The following is a 16,712-nucleotide window of genomic DNA, read 5'->3' on the forward strand; positions in this document are numbered from 1 at the left end:
GCTTGCAAGTCCACCTCCAGCATCAGTCCACCCCCTCCCCGGCCGAATCGGGTTTGCCCCTGACCCGTCCCTGATCCGGACCCTGAAGATCCGGACCTCGAAGATCGGGACCTCGGACATCCGGACCTCGGACATCCGGACCTCGGACATCCGGACCCTGAAGATCCCGGCCCTGGACCCGGTACACCCGCGCCCCCTGGTCCGACAGCGCCCGGCCCGGCACGTCCGGGTCGCAGCCGATCCTGGCCAGCCGGGACCGGATCGAGGTGGGTGAGCGCTCCAGCCGCCTGGCGATGGTCCGGATCAGGTCGGCGCTCGGCCCACCCCCGGCGGTCAGCCACTCGGCGCGCAGCTCCTCGTCCTGCTCCTCGCCCCACGGCTGGTTGGCGTTGGCCGGGCGGTGCCCCGGCGCTGTCGGCGGCGGGCCGCTCAGCCTGCCCAGGGCGTCCAGCACCTGCCCCAGGAGCCTGCCGAGCTTCGCCCCGGCGTCGGCGGGCAGGCGCAGGGTGCCCTCGGCCACCAGCGCCCCGGAGGAGTCGGTGCCGGCCAGGTGGACCGACAGCTCGGGGTCGGCGGTCGCCACCAGGCGGTAGGTCGAGGAGCCGATGCGGACGGAGTTCTCGTACGTGGTCGTCGTCATGGTGATGACGGTAGACCGGGGGTCTGACAATTTTCGGTTCCGCGCCTGTCCGTGCAGGTCAGGGGCACAGGCGGCACGGGCCGGGTGCCGTCGGCGTGCCGGTCAGGTAGGGCTTGATGTGGTCGGCGATCGCGCGTGCCAGCAGCGGGGGCACGGCGTTGCCGATCTGCCGGGCCACCTCGATCTTGGTGCCGCACCACTCGAAGTCGTCCGGGAACGACTGGAGCCGGGCCGCCTCCAGGTGGGTGATCGGCCGGTCCACGCGGTGCCCGTCGGGACCGTCCTCCCACTGCGGGTGCAGGTAGCGGCCCTTCTCCGGCTTGTAGAACTCGGTCCGGATGGTCAGCGACGGCTCGTCCCACCGCATCCGGCCCATCACGTCCGTGGTGCCGGTCTTCTTCTCCCGCCAGCACCGCGGCAGCAGCTCCGGCGGCAGGTCGAACCGCCCGCCGCCGGGTGGGATCAGCCGGTAGCGCTGCACGGACAGCGGCGTGGGGTTGCGGCCGATGTGCAGGTCCGGGCTCTTGAAGCGGCCGGGCAGCACGCGGCCGAAGAACTCCACCTCGCACTTGGGCAGCGCGGTGGTCAGCGGCTGCTCCGGCAGGCCGCGCAGCACGTCGCGCACGGTGTGCCAGCGCCCGCGCGGGTGGGTCGGCGCGGGCAGCGGGATGCGGCCGACGCGCGAGCCGATCACGATGGCCCGGCGGCGGCGCTGGGGCACGCCGAAGTCCGCGGCCAGCAGGATGCCCGCGCTCAGCTCGTAGCCCTCGGTCTCGGCCTGGAGCAGCGCGAACTCGGTGGAGGACAGGAAGCGGTCGACGTTCTCGATCACGAACACCGACGGCTTGGCCCGCCGCACGAACCGCAGGTACTCCCGCCACAGCGAGTTGCGCGGGTCGTTCACGTCGCGCGAGCCCAGGTTGGAGAACCCCTGGCACGGCGGCCCGCCCACGACCACGTCGACCTCGGGGATCGCGCTGTCCGGCACGGACGCGATGTCGGTCCACCGCATGTGGTCCTCGCCGAAGTTCGCCGCGTACGTCGCCGCCGCGTGGAGGTCCCACTCGACCGCCATGACCGGCGCGTATCCGCCCGCCGCCGCGAAGCCGGAGGTCATGCCGCCGCAGCCGGCGAACAGGTCGATCACGGACAGCACGGCGCTCAGGCTAGCCCACCGCGCCGCCGGAGCACCGCCTCCCGCACCCGACTCGCCGCGGCGGCCGGGTCCTCGTGCTCCCACACGCGCACCGCGAGCCACCCCGCCTCGGCCAGCACCTGGTCGGTGTTGGCGTCCCGCGCCCGGTTGCCCTCGATCTTGGCGCGCCAGAACTCGCCGTTGCGCTTGGGCCACGTGCCGTGCTCGGGGCACCCGTGCCAGAAGCAGCCGTCCACGAACACCGCCACCCTGGCGGGCCCGAACACCACGTCGGCCTCGCGCCGGACCGCGCGCACCGGCCGCCGGTGCACCCGGTACCGCAGGCCGAGCCGGTGCAGCTCGCGGCGCAGCGCCACCTCGATCCCGGTGTCGCGCGAGCGCTGCTTGCTCATCCGGGCGCGGACGTCGTCCGTCGTCTCCAGGTTCGGCACCGGGCCATGATGGCTCACCCGGGGTGCAGCACGTCCCGCAGCCTCCGCGCCGCCCGGTCGAGCTGGTCGCGCGCCGGCAGCGGCACGGGGCCCACCCTGGTGAACCGGGTGATCCCGAGGTCGGCGAAGAAGAACGGCGGCATGGCGTGCACGAGCAGGTCCGCCGACCGCTGCGGGCCGCCGCGCGGGTTGAGCACCAGCCGGTCCACCCAGGCGTCGACCTCGAACACCACGTCCGCCAACGGGTGCACGCGCACGTCCAGCCCGTGCCCGCGCAGCACCGCCAGGACGTAGGTGTCGCGCAGGAACGCGAGGTAGTCGCGCACGACCCGGTCGCGCAGCGCCACCCGCGCCGCGCGCCCGGCCCCGGCCACGACCTCGCGGGCCGGCGTCCACAGCATCTCCCGCGCCCGCTCGTCGGACGCGCAGGAACCGCGGAACGCCGGCCAGTCGGGTAATCGGCCCGACGCCTCCACCACGTGGTGCGCCACCACGGTGAACGGCACGTCCGGCCGCCAGCCCCGCACCCCCGGCACCTCCGCCGGACTGGGCGCGGGCGCGCTGCGGCAGGCGGCCTCGACCTCCTCGGCGGTCACCCGCAGGACCGCGTCGGCCTCGTGCGCCATCACCTGCTCCACGACCCGGCCGCGCCCGCGGTACCAGCCGTTGAACCGGTACCTCGTCTCCTGCGTCACGTTGAACAACCGGCGCACGTCCAGTGCCGTGGTCATGACGCCGAGGGTACGGACGAACACCGACAGTTCCGGTGGAAGCGCAGGTCAGCCCAGGGACAGGTCGGCGCGGTCGGCCGCCGTGCGCCCCGCGTCCCAGCCCGCGGCGCTGCGCACCGCGGTCGACTTGGCGACCGTGCGCGTGAACATCGCGCCGAAGTACTCGTCCACGGCCTTCCGCCGCGCGGCCAGCACGGGCAGCAGCCGGTCGTCGTCCTCGGGCACCTCGTTCGCCGCGCGCAGCCGTTCCCCGATCCGGTGCGCGTAGGACAGCAGGAACGACTTGCGGAAGGCCAGTGACCGCTCCTCGGAGCTCTTGCCCGCCCGCTCGCCCGCCGCCACCATCGCCCGCGTCGCCTGGACCAGCAGCGACGCCGACAGCAGCTCGACGATCTCCAGGTCGAGCTCCTCGCCGACCAGCGCCACGAACCCCAGGTCGTACACCACGGCGCGGCACCGGTTGGCCTCGGCCACCACGTGCACGACCTGCGCCTTGCCGTCGAAGTACCGCTTGTCCAGCCACAGCCTGCGCGACGTCGTGGTCGGCGCCTCGACCGGCATCCGCTCCAGCGCGTGCCGCGTGACCAGCTCCTGCGCCTTGGCCGACAACGCCTCCGCCTCCTCCGCGTACGGCGTCGACTCGGCCTTGGCCAGCAGCCCGCGCACCCGGTTGAGCACCTTCGGGTCGACGTTGTGGTGGGCGAGGTCGGCCAGCGGCGTGCCGGGCTTCGGCACGATCACCGGCAGCCCCGGCAGCGCGACCAGCACCCGCAGCACCGCCACCGCGGCCGCCACGGCGTCGTCGCGCAGCTCGATGTGCCTGCGCGCCCACTCGTCCACCAGCGGCGCGCCGGCCTCCCACCAGACCTCCGCCCCGATCTCCGCCAGCTGCTCCCGCCACCGCGGGTGCAGGACCCGGTGGCGGGACGCCTCCAGGGCCAACGAGTCCACCAGGAACGACAGCGCGCTCTCGTCCGCGTTGCGCCGCACCACCTCGTACACGTCGTAAGGCAGCCAACCGTGCTCCCACAGGTGCTCGAAGGCGCGCCCGAGCACCGCCCGCACCGCGTCGTCCACTTCGGCCGCGGGCAGGGAGGAGGTGCGCGGCGGCCTGGCACGACGGTTGGTCGCGGCCCGCCACAGCGCCTCGCGCAGGTTGTCCACGACCGCCGATTGTCCCCTTTCGGGTGTGGTGTCGCCGCGCGCGGTGCGCGTTGCGCGCCCCGGTGCCGCCGGACGTGCCAGCCTCGCGCCGTGAGCCGGAAGCCGACGGTGGTGCACCGTCCACAGGGGACGCGACTGAGCCCGGCGCAGCGGGCCGTCGTGCGCCGCTGCCGCGCCCTGTCGCGGGTGGCCGACCCGCTGGAGCTGGAGCTGGTGGTCAGCGGCGCGGTCGCCGACGTGCGGCCGGACGAGGAGTTCTGGGCGGGCCTGATCGAGCACGCCGTGTCGGTGCCCGGCGCCCGGCACCACACCCTGCTGCGCGTGCTCGCCGCCGTGCTCACCGGTCGGCCGCGCGAGTGGGCGGCCAACGCCGCGGTGCCCGTGGGACCCGCCCTGGCGGTCGGCGACGCGTGGATCTGCGACCGCTCGCTCGACGCCGGCTACCTGGTGCTGATCTGCGCCTACCGGTTCGCCGAGCAGGCGCACGCGATGGTGTTCCTGATCGACGAGCTGGCCGGCGGCGCGGTGCGCCGGGCGTTCGTGACGCGCGACGTCGACACCGCCCGGCAGCGGCTGGCCCGCCACGGCCGGCTGACCCGCATCGCGGCCGACGCCGCCCACTGGCTGCTGGCCAAGTCCTACGACCGGTTGGACCGCGGCGCCGTGGACGTGGGCGGCGACGTGCGGCGGACCCGGCTGCTGGCCCGCCGCCGGATCGCGCTGGCGTTCGGCTGAAGCCGCGTCGAATGCCCTGGAACGTCTCGCTCACCATGCCGGGTCAGCGATGCGGGTCCCCGGCGCCGCTCGAACGCGGAGCGAGCGGGCTCGACGTGGTGTGCGGTCCAGTTGATCGGTTCAGGGCGGCCGCAGCGCCACGGCCGTTCAAATTCGGGACGCGCGGCAGTGGCGACGGGGCATCGCGGATGAGGCCGCCGATGAGGGGTCACGTGGACGAGGCCCCGCGGTGAACCCGGTCACCGAGAACTCGGTGAACGGATCTCGTGGTCGGTTGGGTGCAAAATCAATTAGCAATCTCGTGAGCGACATCACGTGTACCGTTGGTCCGAATGCCGAACCGGTTCGCTCAATAGGGCAATATGAGATGACCGTTCCCATACCGTACGGTCGTGTTGGTCGAGTCGACACGCCAGTGGGGGTGGGGATGTCGCGATCGGGAGAAGGGTCGGAGGGGCGAGTCGCAGCGGATAACGCGTTGTCCGGTGTGACGGCGGGTGCGGTGGTCCAGGTCGGTGTCGTGCACGGTGGTGTTGCTTTCCACAATGGACCCAAGACATCGCCGGTCCCTCGACAATTGTTGGCTGCGCCCATGCATTTTACTGATCGACTCGACGAGTTGGGCGAATTGGATCAGGTGCTCGAAGCGAGCCAACGCAACGCGACGCGCACGTTCGCCGTGCTGAGTGGTCCGGGGGGTATCGGCAAGACCGCACTGGCGCTGGAGTGGGCGCACAAGGTGCGCGACCTGTTCACCGACGGTCAGCTCTACGTGGACCTCGCGGGCTTCAGCGGGAGCACCCCAGTGGCCCCGGAGGAAGCCTTGGGCCTGTTCCTGCGCAGTCTCGGTGTCCCGGCGGAGCAGGTGCCGGTGAATATCGCCGAGCAGGCCGCGCTCTACCGCTCCCTCACGGCCGACAAGAAGCTGCTGGTCCTGCTCGACAACGCCTACTCGGCCGCCCAGGTACGACCGCTCGCACCCAATTCACCCTCCAGCGCGGTCCTGGTGACCAGCCGCAACCGGTTGACCGGCCTGGTGGCGGAGGGAGCGCAGTTGGTCGATGTCGGTCCGCTGGCCAAGGCATCCGCCATCCAGTTGTTGGCCAAGGTGGTGGGGCGACGGGTGGACGACGAGCCGGACCGGGCCGAAGCGCTCGTGGGCATGTGCGGCGGGTTGCCCATCGCGGTCCGCGTGGCCGCCGCGCGACTCGCCACCCGGCCGAAGTGGTCGGTGCAGAAGGTCCTGACCGAGCTGAGCGACGAGCGGCGTCGCCTGGCGCGGCTGTCCGCTCCCGAGTTGTCGGTGCAAACGACGTTCGACCTGTCTTACCGGGCGCTTCGACCGACTGCGGCGATGCTCTACCGACGGCTCGCGCTGCACCCCGGTCAGGAGTTCGGAGCCCTGGTGGCCGCGGCCGTGCTCGGTGCCGACTCGCACGAGTTGCTGGAGGAACTGGTGGACGGAAGCCTGGTCGAGTCGGTCGGGGAGAGCCGTTACAGGTTCCACGACCTCCTGCGGTTGCACGCCCGGAGCAAGGCGGACGAGGAGGGAACCGACGAGGCGGAACGCGCGGTGCGCCGCATGGTCGAGTGGTACCTCCGCGGCGCGATGGCGGCCGACCTGGTGGTCACCCCGCATCGGCGCAGGCTTCCCCACGAGTTCGCGGTACCGCCGGAGGACCCGCTGGAGTTCACCGACCGCGAGTCCGCCCTGTCCTGGTTGGAAGAGGAGCGGCGGAACCTCGTCTCCTGTGCTCGGGTGGCGGCGGAGCACGGCTGGTGGGAGCTGGCGTGGCACTTGTCGGACGTGCTCTGGCCGCTGTTCCTGCACCACAAGCACTACCGCGACCGACTGGTGATCGACCAGTTGGGGATCGAGGCGGCACGGAGGTGGGGCAACCGGTTCGCCGAGGCCGACATGTTCAAGCGGTTGGGCATGGTGTGCACGACGCTCGGCCGGTTCGACGAGGCGGGCGGGCACCTGCGGACGTCCGCCGCGATCGCCGAGGAAACCGGCGACCGGCGTGGAGCGGCCGATGCGCGGGAGGCGTTGGCGCTCCTGCACGTCGCCAGGGGCGAGCTGGCCGAGGCGGTCGAGCTGTTCGGGGAGCTGGCGCGGGTCAATCGCGAGCTGGGTGCCGACCGGAGCCTGGGGCTGGTCCTGATCAACCTCGGCAAGGTGCTCGCCAGGTCGGGACGCGGTGACGATGCGGGCGCCGCGCTGGTGGAGGCCGTGGAGCTGTTCGACGACTTCGACCCACCGGATCCCTACAACCGGGCGCGGGTGGTCGCGGCGCAGGCCGAGGTACACCTGCGCACCGACGACCTGGTACGAGCGGACCGCACGGCCCGTGACGCGCTGGACGCCATGAGGGCGCTCGGCTCCAAGCAGGGCATGGCCGAAGTGCACCAGGTGATGGCCGAGACCGCGGAACGGCAGGCCGACCCCGGGCGAGCCGCAGAGCACTGGGAGCAGGCGCTGCGGCTCTACACCGAGATCCGGTCGTCAAAGGCGGCCGAGGTCGCCCGGCGACTGCGGGGAACGGACGGCGACCACGAGCCACCCGCACGCGACAGCTGACCGGCTTCCGCGGTGGGGCGCGCACCAGACGGGCAGGCCGCGCCGCCGCAGCGCCCTCAGGTCGAGCCGCGCCGAGTGCCACGCGTACAGGGAGTGGGCCGCGGAGCGCACGACTGCCTCTACGTCGAGGCAGGGGGCGTCGAGCGCTGCGGGCGTCAGCTCGACCACCTGGCCGGACTCCGTCCGCGCGACCAGCCGTTCCGCGGACACCACCACGGCCAGGGCGGCGAACGGGTTGTCGTGCAGCAGCAGCTCCGCAGTCCAGTGCGCCACCTCCACGTCGGACGTCGGGCGCACGACCACATCGGCCAAGCCGTCCGGTCCCGCTGTCCAACGCACCACGGGTTCGGTCATGACAGTCCTTCCGGGGAAGCGGGTGGTACGGCGCGGTGCCGACCCGGCTCGGAGACGCCCAGCAACCGGTACATGACCCGGCGGAGCTCGGCGGACGCCTGGCCGGGGCGTGAGGTTAACCGGGGACGTATGAGCCGGTTCAACTCCGGAGCGCGCGCCGCCGCCGCTTCCAGCTGCCGGCGCACGGGTACCTCCGGATCGAAACGCGGTGCATGCTGCTGCAGCAGTTCCTGCGCGGACCCCCTGCTGGTCGTCGCCCGAACCGGTGCGTCGACGAGCACCACGGGACGTTCGACGGCAGCCGCGTAGACACCGACCGATCCGTGGTCGGCCATCACGTAATCAGCGGCGACCAGGGCGGCCCGCCAATCCGCGTGCGGGCCGACCACGATCAACCCCGCATCCCGGCACTCGGCCAGCCAGGCGTCGACCTGACGCTTGCCGTGTCCGAACCACGCCGCCGGGTGCACCAGGGTGACCACCCGGAAGCCCTCCGGGGTCAACTCCTCCAGCAGCCGCGGCAGCAGGTCCTCGAACCTGGCGAACAGCGAGTCGAGCCCCCACGTGGAGCTCACCACCACGACTCGCTCGGCTGGGCCGACACCCAGGGCGGCCCGGTACAGCTCGCGGTGGGGGAGGCTCGCGACCAACCGGTCGTGGCAGGGATCACCCGCCACCACGGCCACGTCCAGCGCCTGCGGGCACTGCCGGCGCAGCACCTCCCGCTCGTCGTCGTGAGCCAGGACCAGTGCGTTCACCAGCACGCGGCCGTTGTGCACCAACCGCTGGCTGTCGAGTCCGTAGGCCACCGGCTCGCCGCCGGCTTGGAAGGACTTGCCGTAGCCGGCCCCGTGCGGCATGACCGCCAGCGGTGCGTGCAGTTCGTGCAGACTGCCGTACGCGGCCGCGATGGCGAGGTCGAACTTCTCCCTGACCACCAGCTCCCACGGCAGCACGATGCCGCCGGTGGACCGCAGGAAGTCGTCGACGCCGTTGCTGAAGGCATCGGGTGCCGCGGTGAAGACCACTTGGACCCGCGTGTCCGTCTCGATCAGCTCGACCGCCTCCAGCAGGCGTTGACCACTCGTCACCGTGTGCACGACGGCGAGCACCGACAGGCAACCGGCACGGCTGACCCACCGCGGGGCGTCCAGCCCGATCGGCACCCGCGGCCACTCCCAACTCCTCGTCATCCACTCCCCCTCGCTCGCCCGACCCTGGGAAGAGGGTCGCGCCCCGGCTTGCCGGCGACTTGCAGTCCGCTTGCACCGACTGATCGCCCTCCTCCGGCTTCCTCAATTCGGACTAAAAACCGGCAAAGGTGGGTCCGGGAGTGGGGTCGATGAAGCACAATGCGTACAAGGGCCGGGGGGCCAGCGAAAGGTGGCGCTGGTGGAGTTCAAGATCATCGGCAAGACCCGATTACACGTCGACGGGAAAGATTACGATTTGGGGCCAGCCAAGCACCGTGGTGTGATGGCATTGCTGCTGTACTACTTCCCAGGGCACGTCCAGGTGGACACCATGGCGCACGTGCTCTGGCCGAACAGCACGTCCGAGCAGGTCAGGCGCAGTCTGCAGCCGATCGTCAGCAAGCTCCGCGCAATTCTGGCCAAATCTGGGACAGGGGCCTCCATCACGAAGGAGGGCAATGCCTACCGGCTCGTGCTGGACCAGGCCGAGGTGATCGACTACCACCGTTTCCGCAAATTGGCGGAAGAGGGTCGAATGGCGGCCGGACGTGGTGATCACCAAACCGCTAAAACATGCCTGCGCAAAGCGTTGTCGCTGTGGAGCGGTCGACCGCTCCAAGAGCTGGAGGGCAGCTGGGCGGACCGGTGTCGGGATCAGATGGAGACGTTCGACCGGCTGCCAGCCTTCCACGCCCTGCTGGACAGCCAGCACCAGCTCGGCGAGCACCTGGAGGTGATGGCGGAGGCGGGCAGGCTGGTCGAGACCCAGGCCCCCGACGAGGTGTTCGCCGCCCTGTACATGCGCTCTCTGGAAGCCCTGGGGCGCTATGCCGCCGCACTGGACTTCTACGCCGCGTTCTGCCGCCGCTTGTTCGAGCACGTCGGCGCCGAGCCCGGGCCCGAGCTGCGCCACCTCTACAAGTCGGCCCTGCACAAGCAGGCGGACTCCGCGGCTCAGGAGGCTGCCCCGCCGCACCAGGTGCCGGCACCGGCCCGCAACTTCATCGGCCGGGGAGACCTGCTCGCCGACCTCGACGCGCTGCTCGACCAGGACGGCCGGGGACAGGTGGTCGCACTGCACGGGATGCCGAGCGTCGGGAAGAGCCAGCTCGCGCTCAAGTGGGCCGCGCGGCACCTCGACCGATTCCCGGACGGGAACCTGTACCTGGAGCTGCGCGGGCACAGCCCCGGCACGCCGGTCGCGGCGGACGACGTATTGGCGTTCCTGCTGAAGTCGCTCGGCGCCGAGCGAATACCCGCCACCGGCGATGAGCGGCAGTCCGAGCTCCGCCGGGTCCTCGCCAACCGCAGGATGCTCATCCTGCTCGACGACGCCTACGACAGCAGGCAGGTGCGGCCGGTGCTCGCCGCCACCGCCAACTGCTTCACGATCATCACCAGCCGCACGCGCCTGGTGGGCTTGGGCGTGCGCGACCACGTGGACCTCAAGGCCGTGCCACCGCTCTCCAGGGCCGAATCGCTCTTCCTCCTGCGCAAGGAGATCGGGTACGCCCGGGCCGATCGGGAACCGGACGCGCTGCGGGACCTCGCCGACCTGGTCGACGGCCTGCCGCTGGGGTTGCGGATCATCGCGCAGCAGGTCGCCCACCGGCCGGGCACCTCGATCTCGGAACTCGTCGAGGAGTTCCGGGACCAGGAAGGGCTTGGCGTCCTCGGTGCGGTGCACGACAGCGACGACGACAGCGTGACGCTGCCCGTGGCGTTCTCGTGGTCATTCCGCGACCTGCCGGAGGAGATCGCCCACACGTTCCGCCTGCTGGGGCTCAACCCCACCGCCGAGTTCGGGCTTGACGCCGCGGTGGCCCTCCTCGGCGCACCGGAGGAAGTCGTGAGCGCCCACCTCGGTGTGCTCGTCCGGACGAACCTGCTCGACCACGGCAACGCGCCCCGTCGGTTCCGGTTGCACGACACGCTGCACGGCTTCGCCCTGCTGCTGGTGCGTCGCGACGAACCCACCCGGGTCCGCGCGGACGCGATGACGCGCTTGCTCGACTGGTACCTGGCTTCTTCCGGTGTCGCCGCTCACATGCTGGACCCGCAGACGTCACCGGTTCCGCCGCTGCCCGGCATGTCCTCGAACGCGATATCGCCGGCCGACCAGACCGAGGCGCTGAAATGGCTGACCCAGGAGCGGGCCAATTTGACGGCGGCGGTTCCGCAGGCGGTCCGCCACGGCTTCCACGGACACGCGTGGCGGCTGTCGGCCAATTTCCACGAGGCGTACGACCGGTCCGGTCGCTATGAGGATGTTCTCGCCAGTCATCGGGCGGCGCTGAAAGCCGCCGCGGTGTTGGACGACCAGGAAGCGCTGAGCGGGACCCACAGCAACATCGGAATGGTGCTGTACCGGTTGTGCCGATTCGACGAGGCGCAGAACCACTTCAAGGCGGGTGCAGAGATAGCCGAGCGGATCGGCGCCCAGGAGATACAGCTGATCTGCGCCCACAACCTCGCCAGCATACAGTTGGCCATCGGGGAAGTCGGTAGCGCGATCGAGCTGTACCGCGAAACCCTCGAGGCCGTGCGTCGTTCCGGCTTCCGCGACGGCGAGGCATACGCGCTGAGCGAATTGGCCAACGCCTATCGCAGGATCGAGCGCGACGACCTCGCTCTGGATTTTTATCAACAGGCACTGTTGATAAGGCGCGCTATAAATCACACGAGAGGGGTGGCGAGCACCCTGACCGACATCGGCCGGTTGAGGTTCGAGCGGGGTGAGCACGAGGAGGCCCTGCGCCTCTTGCGGGAGGCGCTCGAGGTCCACCCCGCGGGCGGGGACCGGGACCGGGCCGGCGAAGCACTCGTGACCATCACCGAGGTGGAGTACGACCTCGGCAGGTTCGACGAGGCGATCGCCCACGCGAAACAGGCGGTGGCGCTCTGCACGTCAACGGCGGGCGTGCACGCCCGTGAACGCCAAGGACATGTATTGCACATATGGGGGCATGCCCTTGTCGCCTTGGGCGAGCTGCATGAAGCCGAGGTCCGGTGGTCGCAGGCGGTCGAGGTTCTGAATGGTCTGAACCAAGTCGAGGTGGAGACTTTGGTTCAACATTTGGCGAACTTGAGAAGTTCGCCAAGCGACATCCCCCTGCCCAGGACCAATGGGGCTAAAGGGGGCAATCCTACGGATCCGACGTCACTCGAGGTGACGGATGGAGGCGGCCAAGGAGGTGATGTCTTCACTGTAGAGTGACTGGGAGCGCTCCCGGAATAGGGTAATTATCCATCACGGGCCGACTGTCGGCAACATACTGCGGGTACCGCCAGAACGGGGGACCCCGGTTGGGTCTTGGCCACCGGTCTGTGGTGGAATACCGCGTGCGTAGAGTAAGCGTGAGTCGCACTCACGTTCTAGTCGTGGCAGGCTTCGCGGTGGGGGCGATGTTGTTCTCCGCGATGCCGGCGTCCGCATCCGAAGGGCCCGAAGACGCGGTTCGGACCACTTATCCGACTCAGGTTGTCAACGGCGGGGGCGAGGAGTTCTTCGTCTGCTGGCCTGGGCGCATCGGCTAGTCGAAGGAGCAATCAGTGATAGAGGACTTAGACGGACCCGGCAGTACCCGAACCGGAACGCGCGAGGCGCCGACGTGAAAGCGGGCGGGAGAGCCATCTCCCGCCCGTCCGGCGAGGAAGTCCTCGTGTAAAGGGGCGTGCAACACAAAGAGGGCCACCGGTTGGTGACCCTCTTCGCATCGAGTGCGCCGCCAGGGACTCGAACCCCGAACCCGCTGATTAAGAGTCAGCTGCTCTGCCAGTTGAGCTAGCGGCGCTCGGACTGTCTTGCTCCGTCCGACGTGGAGAACATTAGCACAGCGTCCTACCCGGTTCCCAATCGCCTGGTCAGCGCGGGTGTGCGGCGTTCTCGGCCAGGGGGAACTTCGCCAGGTAACGATCCAGCATCTCGGGCAACACCGTCAACCCTCTGGGCGTCACCTTGTCAGGGGATGCCGAAGTCCTGCAGTGACGACGGGGAACGGCGCCTCGGGGACGACTGGAGGGTGTGGATGTACCGCAAGCGGGGGACGCGCGGAGTGCTCGGGCTGGTCGCGATCGGATTGGTTGCGACCTTGGTCACAAGTTGCTCCTCCGGTCCGGCCGGGGACGGGGGTGCCGGGGCGGCCGAGTCCACCTCCACGTCCTCCACCCCGCCGCCCAAGCCGGTGGCGTTGAGCACGTCCACGGCGGACGCGGCGGTCGACGTGCCGCCCGGGGTGCCGGTCACCGCCACGGCGGCGGACGGGAAGATCACCGACGTCAAGCTGACCAACGCCGAGGGCAAGGTCGTCGCCGGGCAGCTGAGCCCCGACGGCCTCCAGTGGACCAGCACCGAACCCCTCGGCTACGACAAGACCTACACCTTCGCGGTGACGGGCGCGGGCGCGGACGGGCAGTCGGTCACCAAGACCTCGACCTTCACCACGGTCAAGCCGCGCACGCTCACCTTCCTCTCCATCACCCCGCTGCAGGACCAGGTGGTTGGCATCGGCCAGCCGCTGGCCTTCTACTTCGACGAGCCGGTCGCCGACAAGGCCGCGGCCGAGGCGATGATCTCCATCACCACCGAGCCGAAGGTGGAGGGCGCCTTCTACTGGTTCGACGAGGACACCGTGCACTGGCGCCCGCAGCACTTCTGGACGCCCGGCACGAAGATCACCATCGACGCCCGGATCTACGGCAAGCACGTCGGCAACGGCGTCTACGGCGAGGAGGACCGGCACATCACCGCCTCCATCGGCGACGCCGTCGTCCACGAGGCCGACGGCGCGAGCCACCAGGTGGTCACCAAGGTCAACGGCCAGGTCGTGCGCACCATGCCGACCTCCATGGGCGACGCGCAGAACCCCACCCCCGTCGGCACCTACGTGCTGACCGAGAAGCACGACCACATGGTGATGGACTCCCGCACCTACGGCCTGTCCCTGGACGCCGGCGGCTACGTCACGCCGGTGGACTGGGCGGTCCGCATGTCCAACAGCGGCATCTTCTTCCACAGCGCGCCGTGGTCGGTGGGTGACCAGGGGTACCGCAACGTCAGCCACGGCTGCCTGAACCTCTCGCCCGAGAACGCCAAGTGGGTGTTCGACAACGCCAAGCCCGGCGACGTCGTGGTGGTCACCAACTCCGGCGGCCCGGTGCTGCAGCCGTGGGACGGGTTCGGCGACTGGCAGGTCCCCTGGGAGCAGTGGGTGAAGGGCAACCGCTAGCCGACGTCGGTCACGCGACCCGCCGCCACCTCCAGGCGGCGGGTCGTGCGCACCGCGTCCAGCATCCGCCGGTCGTGCGTGACCAGCAGCAGCGTCCCGCGGTAGGACTCCAGCGCCGACTCCAGCTGCTCGATCGCGGGCAGGTCCAGGTGGTTGGTCGGCTCGTCGAGCACCAGCAGGTTCACCCCGCGCGCCTGGAGCAGCGCCAGCGCCGCCCGGGTCCGCTCGCCGGGTGACAGCGACGCGGCGGGCCGCAGCACGTGCGCCGCCTTGAGCCCGAACTTGGCCAGCAGGGTCCGCACGTCCGCGGGCGCCATGTCCGGCACGGCCGCGCCGAACGCGTCCACCAGGGCCTCCTCGCCCAGGAACAGCCCGCGCGCCTGGTCGACCTCGCCCACCACCACGCCCGAACCCAGCGACGCCGAGCCGGACTCCGGCGCCACCCGCCCGAGCAGCGCGGCCAGCAGGGTCGACTTGCCCGCGCCGTTCGCGCCGGTGATGGCGATCCGGTCCGCCCAGTCGACCTGGAGGTCGACCGGTCCGAGCACGAACCCGCCGCGCCGCACCACGGCCGACCGCAGCACCGCCACCACCGCGCCCGAGCGCGGCGCCGCGGCGATCTCCATCCGCAGCTCCCACTCCTTGCGGGGCTCCTCCACGGTCTCCAGCCGCTCGATCAGCCGCTCCGTCTGCCGCGCCTTGGCGGCCTGCTTCTCGGTCGCCTCGGTGCGGAACTTGCGCCCGATCTTGTCGTTGTCCGGCGCCTTGCGGCGGGCGTTCTTCACGCCCTTCTCCATCCACGCCCGCTGCGTGCGGGCCCGGTCCTCCAGCGACGCGCGCGTGGCCGCGTACTCCTCGTACTCCTCGCGGGCGTGCCTGCGGGCGACCTCGCGCTCCTCCAGGTACGCCTCGTAGCCGCCGCCGTAGGAGCGCACCTGCTGCTGCGCCAGGTCCAGCTCCACCACGCGGTTCACCGTGCGCGCCAGGAACTCCCGGTCGTGCGACACCAGCACGGTCCCGGCCCGCAGCCCGGTCACGAACCGCTCCAGCCGCTCCAGGCCGTCCAGGTCCAGGTCGTTGGTGGGCTCGTCGAGCAGGAACACGTCGTAGCGGCTGAGCAGCAGCGAGGCCAGGCCGACGCGGGCCGCCTGGCCGCCGGACAGGGAGGTCATCGGCTGGTCCAGCGACACGGCCAGGCCCAGGTCGGCGGCCACCTCCGCGGAGCGCTCCTCCAGGTCGGCGCCGCCGAGCCCGAGCCACCGCTCCAGCGCCTCGGAGTAGCCCTCGTCGGTGCCCGCGGCCAGCGCCTCGGTGGCCCGGTCCAGCTCCGCCTGCGCGGCCGCCACGCCGGTGCGGCGGGCCAGGAACGCGCGCACCGACTCGCCCGGCCGCCGGTCCGGCTCCTGCGGCAGGTGCCCGATGGTCGCCGTGGTGGGGGAGAGGCGGATCACACCGCCCTCGGCGGGCAGCAGCCCGGCCAGCGTGCGCAGCAGCGTGGACTTGCCCGCGCCGTTCGCCCCGACCAGGCCGATCACGTCGCCGGGCGCGACCACGAGGTCTAGGTCGGAGAACAGGACCCGGTCGCCGTGCCCGGCGGCGAGCCCCTTCGCGACGAGTGTGGCGCTCACGGCAGTTCCCCCCGAAGAAAACCAGGACAACGACAAGACGCCCCCCGACCGGAGTCGAGGGGCGTCCGCTTGGGGTGAGTGACGGGACTTGAACCCGCGACACCTGGGATCACAACCCAGTGCTCTGCCAGCTGAGCTACACCCACCAAGACCGGTTGACCCGGCGGCCTGAAGCATACACACCCCTGCCGCCGGGCCTGAAATCGGGCCTATTCCACGCGGTCGGCGGCCAGGAGTTCGCTGGCCACGGCCTGCGCCTGCTCCGAGGTGGGCCCCGGCTGCGGCACGAACGCGGTGCGCCGGTAGTACGCGAGCTCCCGGATGGACTCGCGGATGTCGGCGAGCGCGCGGTGCGCCAGGCCCTTGCCCGGCTGCGCGTAGTAGATGCGCGGGTACCAGCGCCGGCACAGCTCCTTGATCGACGACACGTCGACCATCCGGTAGTGCAGGTGCGCGTCGAGCACGGGCATGTCGCGGGCGATGAACCCGCGGTCGGTGGCGATGGAGTTGCCCGCCAGCGGCGCGGTGCGCGGGTCCGGCACCCACTGCTTGACGTAGTCGAGCACCAGGGCCTCGGCGTCGGCCAGCGTCACCGCCGACCGCCGCACCTCCTCGGTGAGCCCCGACTTGGCGTGCATCTGCATCACGACGTCCGGCATCGAGTCGAGCACGGTGTCGTCGGCGTGGATCACCACGTCGACCCCCTCGCCGAGCACGTTCAGCTCCGCGTCGGTCACCAGTGCCGCGATCTCGATCAGGGCGTCCTTGCCGAGGTCGAGTCCGGTCATCTCGCAGTCGATCCACACCAGGCGATCCATCACCAGGTCAACCCTAGTCGCCTGATCGTTCCGGGCCGGTCGGGTCGGCCGCG

Annotated in this window: 13 protein-coding genes and 2 tRNA genes; 4 read left to right on the forward strand and 11 right to left on the reverse strand. The window is 70.9% G+C overall.

Translation table 11 applies throughout. The features are described from left to right. Nucleotides 1-22: 22 nt before the first annotated feature. From EKG83_RS06190 to EKG83_RS06210, 5 genes are read right to left on the reverse strand one after another with little or no spacing between them, the layout of a single operon-like run. A complete protein-coding gene (locus EKG83_RS06190; RefSeq protein ID WP_194282995.1) occupies nt 23-640 on the reverse strand; it encodes a hypothetical protein in 618 nt (205 codons plus the stop codon). A gap of 58 nt (nt 641-698) precedes the next feature. Further along, nucleotides 699-1,796, reverse strand: coding sequence for a DNA cytosine methyltransferase (locus EKG83_RS06195; RefSeq protein ID WP_084715943.1), 1,098 nt, complete (start codon nt 1,794-1,796; stop codon nt 699-701). 5 nt (nt 1,797-1,801) lie between these two features. Then, entirely contained in the window at nt 1,802-2,188 is a 387-nt protein-coding gene (locus EKG83_RS06200) for a very short patch repair endonuclease (RefSeq protein ID WP_063741237.1), read from the reverse strand. Between the two features lie 53 nt (nt 2,189-2,241). Beyond that, nucleotides 2,242-2,958 (reverse strand): hypothetical protein, encoded by a 717-nt coding sequence (locus EKG83_RS06205; RefSeq protein WP_033427728.1) that lies wholly within the window; start codon nt 2,956-2,958, stop codon nt 2,242-2,244. 48 nt (nt 2,959-3,006) lie between these two features. Then, nucleotides 3,007-4,122, reverse strand: a complete 1,116-nt coding sequence (locus EKG83_RS06210) for a DUF2786 domain-containing protein (RefSeq protein WP_051764425.1) — start codon at nt 4,120-4,122, stop codon at nt 3,007-3,009. Nucleotides 4,123-4,212: 90 nt separating this feature from the next. On the opposite strand from EKG83_RS06210, the gene EKG83_RS06215 reads away from it, so the two are divergent. Together EKG83_RS06215 and EKG83_RS06220 are read left to right on the forward strand one after the other, a co-directional pair. Further along, a complete protein-coding gene (locus EKG83_RS06215; protein WP_033427727.1) occupies nt 4,213-4,857 on the forward strand; it encodes a hypothetical protein in 645 nt (214 codons plus the stop codon). A gap of 487 nt (nt 4,858-5,344) precedes the next feature. After that, complete coding sequence (locus EKG83_RS06220) at nt 5,345-7,438, forward strand: ATP-binding protein (RefSeq protein WP_228122825.1); 2,094 nt, start codon at nt 5,345-5,347, stop codon at nt 7,436-7,438. Here the strand turns inward: EKG83_RS06220 and EKG83_RS06225 are convergent. Both EKG83_RS06225 and EKG83_RS06230 read right to left on the reverse strand, forming a co-directional pair. After that, entirely contained in the window at nt 7,364-7,792 is a 429-nt protein-coding gene (locus EKG83_RS06225; RefSeq protein ID WP_153277910.1) for a hypothetical protein, read from the reverse strand. The genes EKG83_RS06220 and EKG83_RS06225 overlap by 75 nt on opposite strands. Beyond that, nucleotides 7,789-8,958 (reverse strand): NADPH-dependent FMN reductase family protein, encoded by a 1,170-nt coding sequence (locus EKG83_RS06230; protein WP_084715940.1) that lies wholly within the window; start codon nt 8,956-8,958, stop codon nt 7,789-7,791. The genes EKG83_RS06225 and EKG83_RS06230 overlap by 4 nt, the downstream gene beginning before the upstream one ends. A 226-nt stretch (nt 8,959-9,184) precedes the next feature. Here EKG83_RS06230 and EKG83_RS06235 point away from each other — a divergent pair, with 226 nt between their 5' ends. Then, on the forward strand, nt 9,185-12,202 hold the full coding sequence (locus EKG83_RS06235) for an AfsR/SARP family transcriptional regulator (RefSeq protein WP_033427725.1): 3,018 nt from the start codon (nt 9,185-9,187) through the stop codon (nt 12,200-12,202). A 504-nt stretch (nt 12,203-12,706) separates the two neighbouring features. Here EKG83_RS06235 and EKG83_RS06240 read toward each other — a convergent pair. Next, nucleotides 12,707-12,779: transfer RNA gene (locus tag EKG83_RS06240), tRNA-Lys, on the reverse strand. A 297-nt stretch (nt 12,780-13,076) separates the two neighbouring features. On the opposite strand from EKG83_RS06240, the gene EKG83_RS06245 reads away from it, so the two are divergent. Further along, the gene (locus EKG83_RS06245; protein ID WP_322746633.1) at nt 13,077-14,213 is read left to right on the forward strand and encodes a L,D-transpeptidase; all 1,137 of its coding nucleotides are present in this window, start codon (nt 13,077-13,079) and stop codon (nt 14,211-14,213) included. Here EKG83_RS06245 and EKG83_RS46750 read toward each other — a convergent pair. The 3 genes from EKG83_RS46750 to orn all read right to left on the reverse strand — a co-directional run bounded on the left by EKG83_RS46750 (nt 14,210) and on the right by orn (nt 16,662). Then, on the reverse strand, nt 14,210-15,841 hold the full coding sequence (locus EKG83_RS46750; protein WP_033427723.1) for an ABC-F family ATP-binding cassette domain-containing protein: 1,632 nt from the start codon (nt 15,839-15,841) through the stop codon (nt 14,210-14,212). The genes EKG83_RS06245 and EKG83_RS46750 overlap by 4 nt on opposite strands. A 70-nt stretch (nt 15,842-15,911) precedes the next feature. Then, a tRNA-His gene (locus tag EKG83_RS06260) sits at nt 15,912-15,987 on the reverse strand. A 63-nt stretch (nt 15,988-16,050) separates the two neighbouring features. Beyond that, nucleotides 16,051-16,662, reverse strand: coding sequence for an oligoribonuclease (gene orn / locus EKG83_RS06265; protein WP_033427722.1), 612 nt, complete (start codon nt 16,660-16,662; stop codon nt 16,051-16,053). Between the last annotated feature and the right edge of the window lie 50 nt (nt 16,663-16,712).

This window comes from Saccharothrix syringae (genome assembly GCF_009498035.1).
In the GTDB taxonomy this organism is placed as follows: domain Bacteria; phylum Actinomycetota; class Actinomycetes; order Mycobacteriales; family Pseudonocardiaceae; genus Actinosynnema; species Actinosynnema syringae.

Excerpts from the sequence above, each read along its gene's own strand:
- EKG83_RS06190 (WP_194282995.1), bottom strand. The coding sequence starts at position 640 with ATGACGACGACCACGTACGAGAACTCCGTCCGCATCGGCTCCTCGACC.
- EKG83_RS06200 (WP_063741237.1), bottom strand. The coding sequence starts at position 2,188 with ATGAGCAAGCAGCGCTCGCGCGACACCGGGATCGAGGTGGCGCTGCGC.
- EKG83_RS06205 (WP_033427728.1), bottom strand. The coding sequence starts at position 2,958 with ATGACCACGGCACTGGACGTGCGCCGGTTGTTCAACGTGACGCAGGAG.
- EKG83_RS06225 (WP_153277910.1), bottom strand. The coding sequence starts at position 7,792 with ATGACCGAACCCGTGGTGCGTTGGACAGCGGGACCGGACGGCTTGGCC.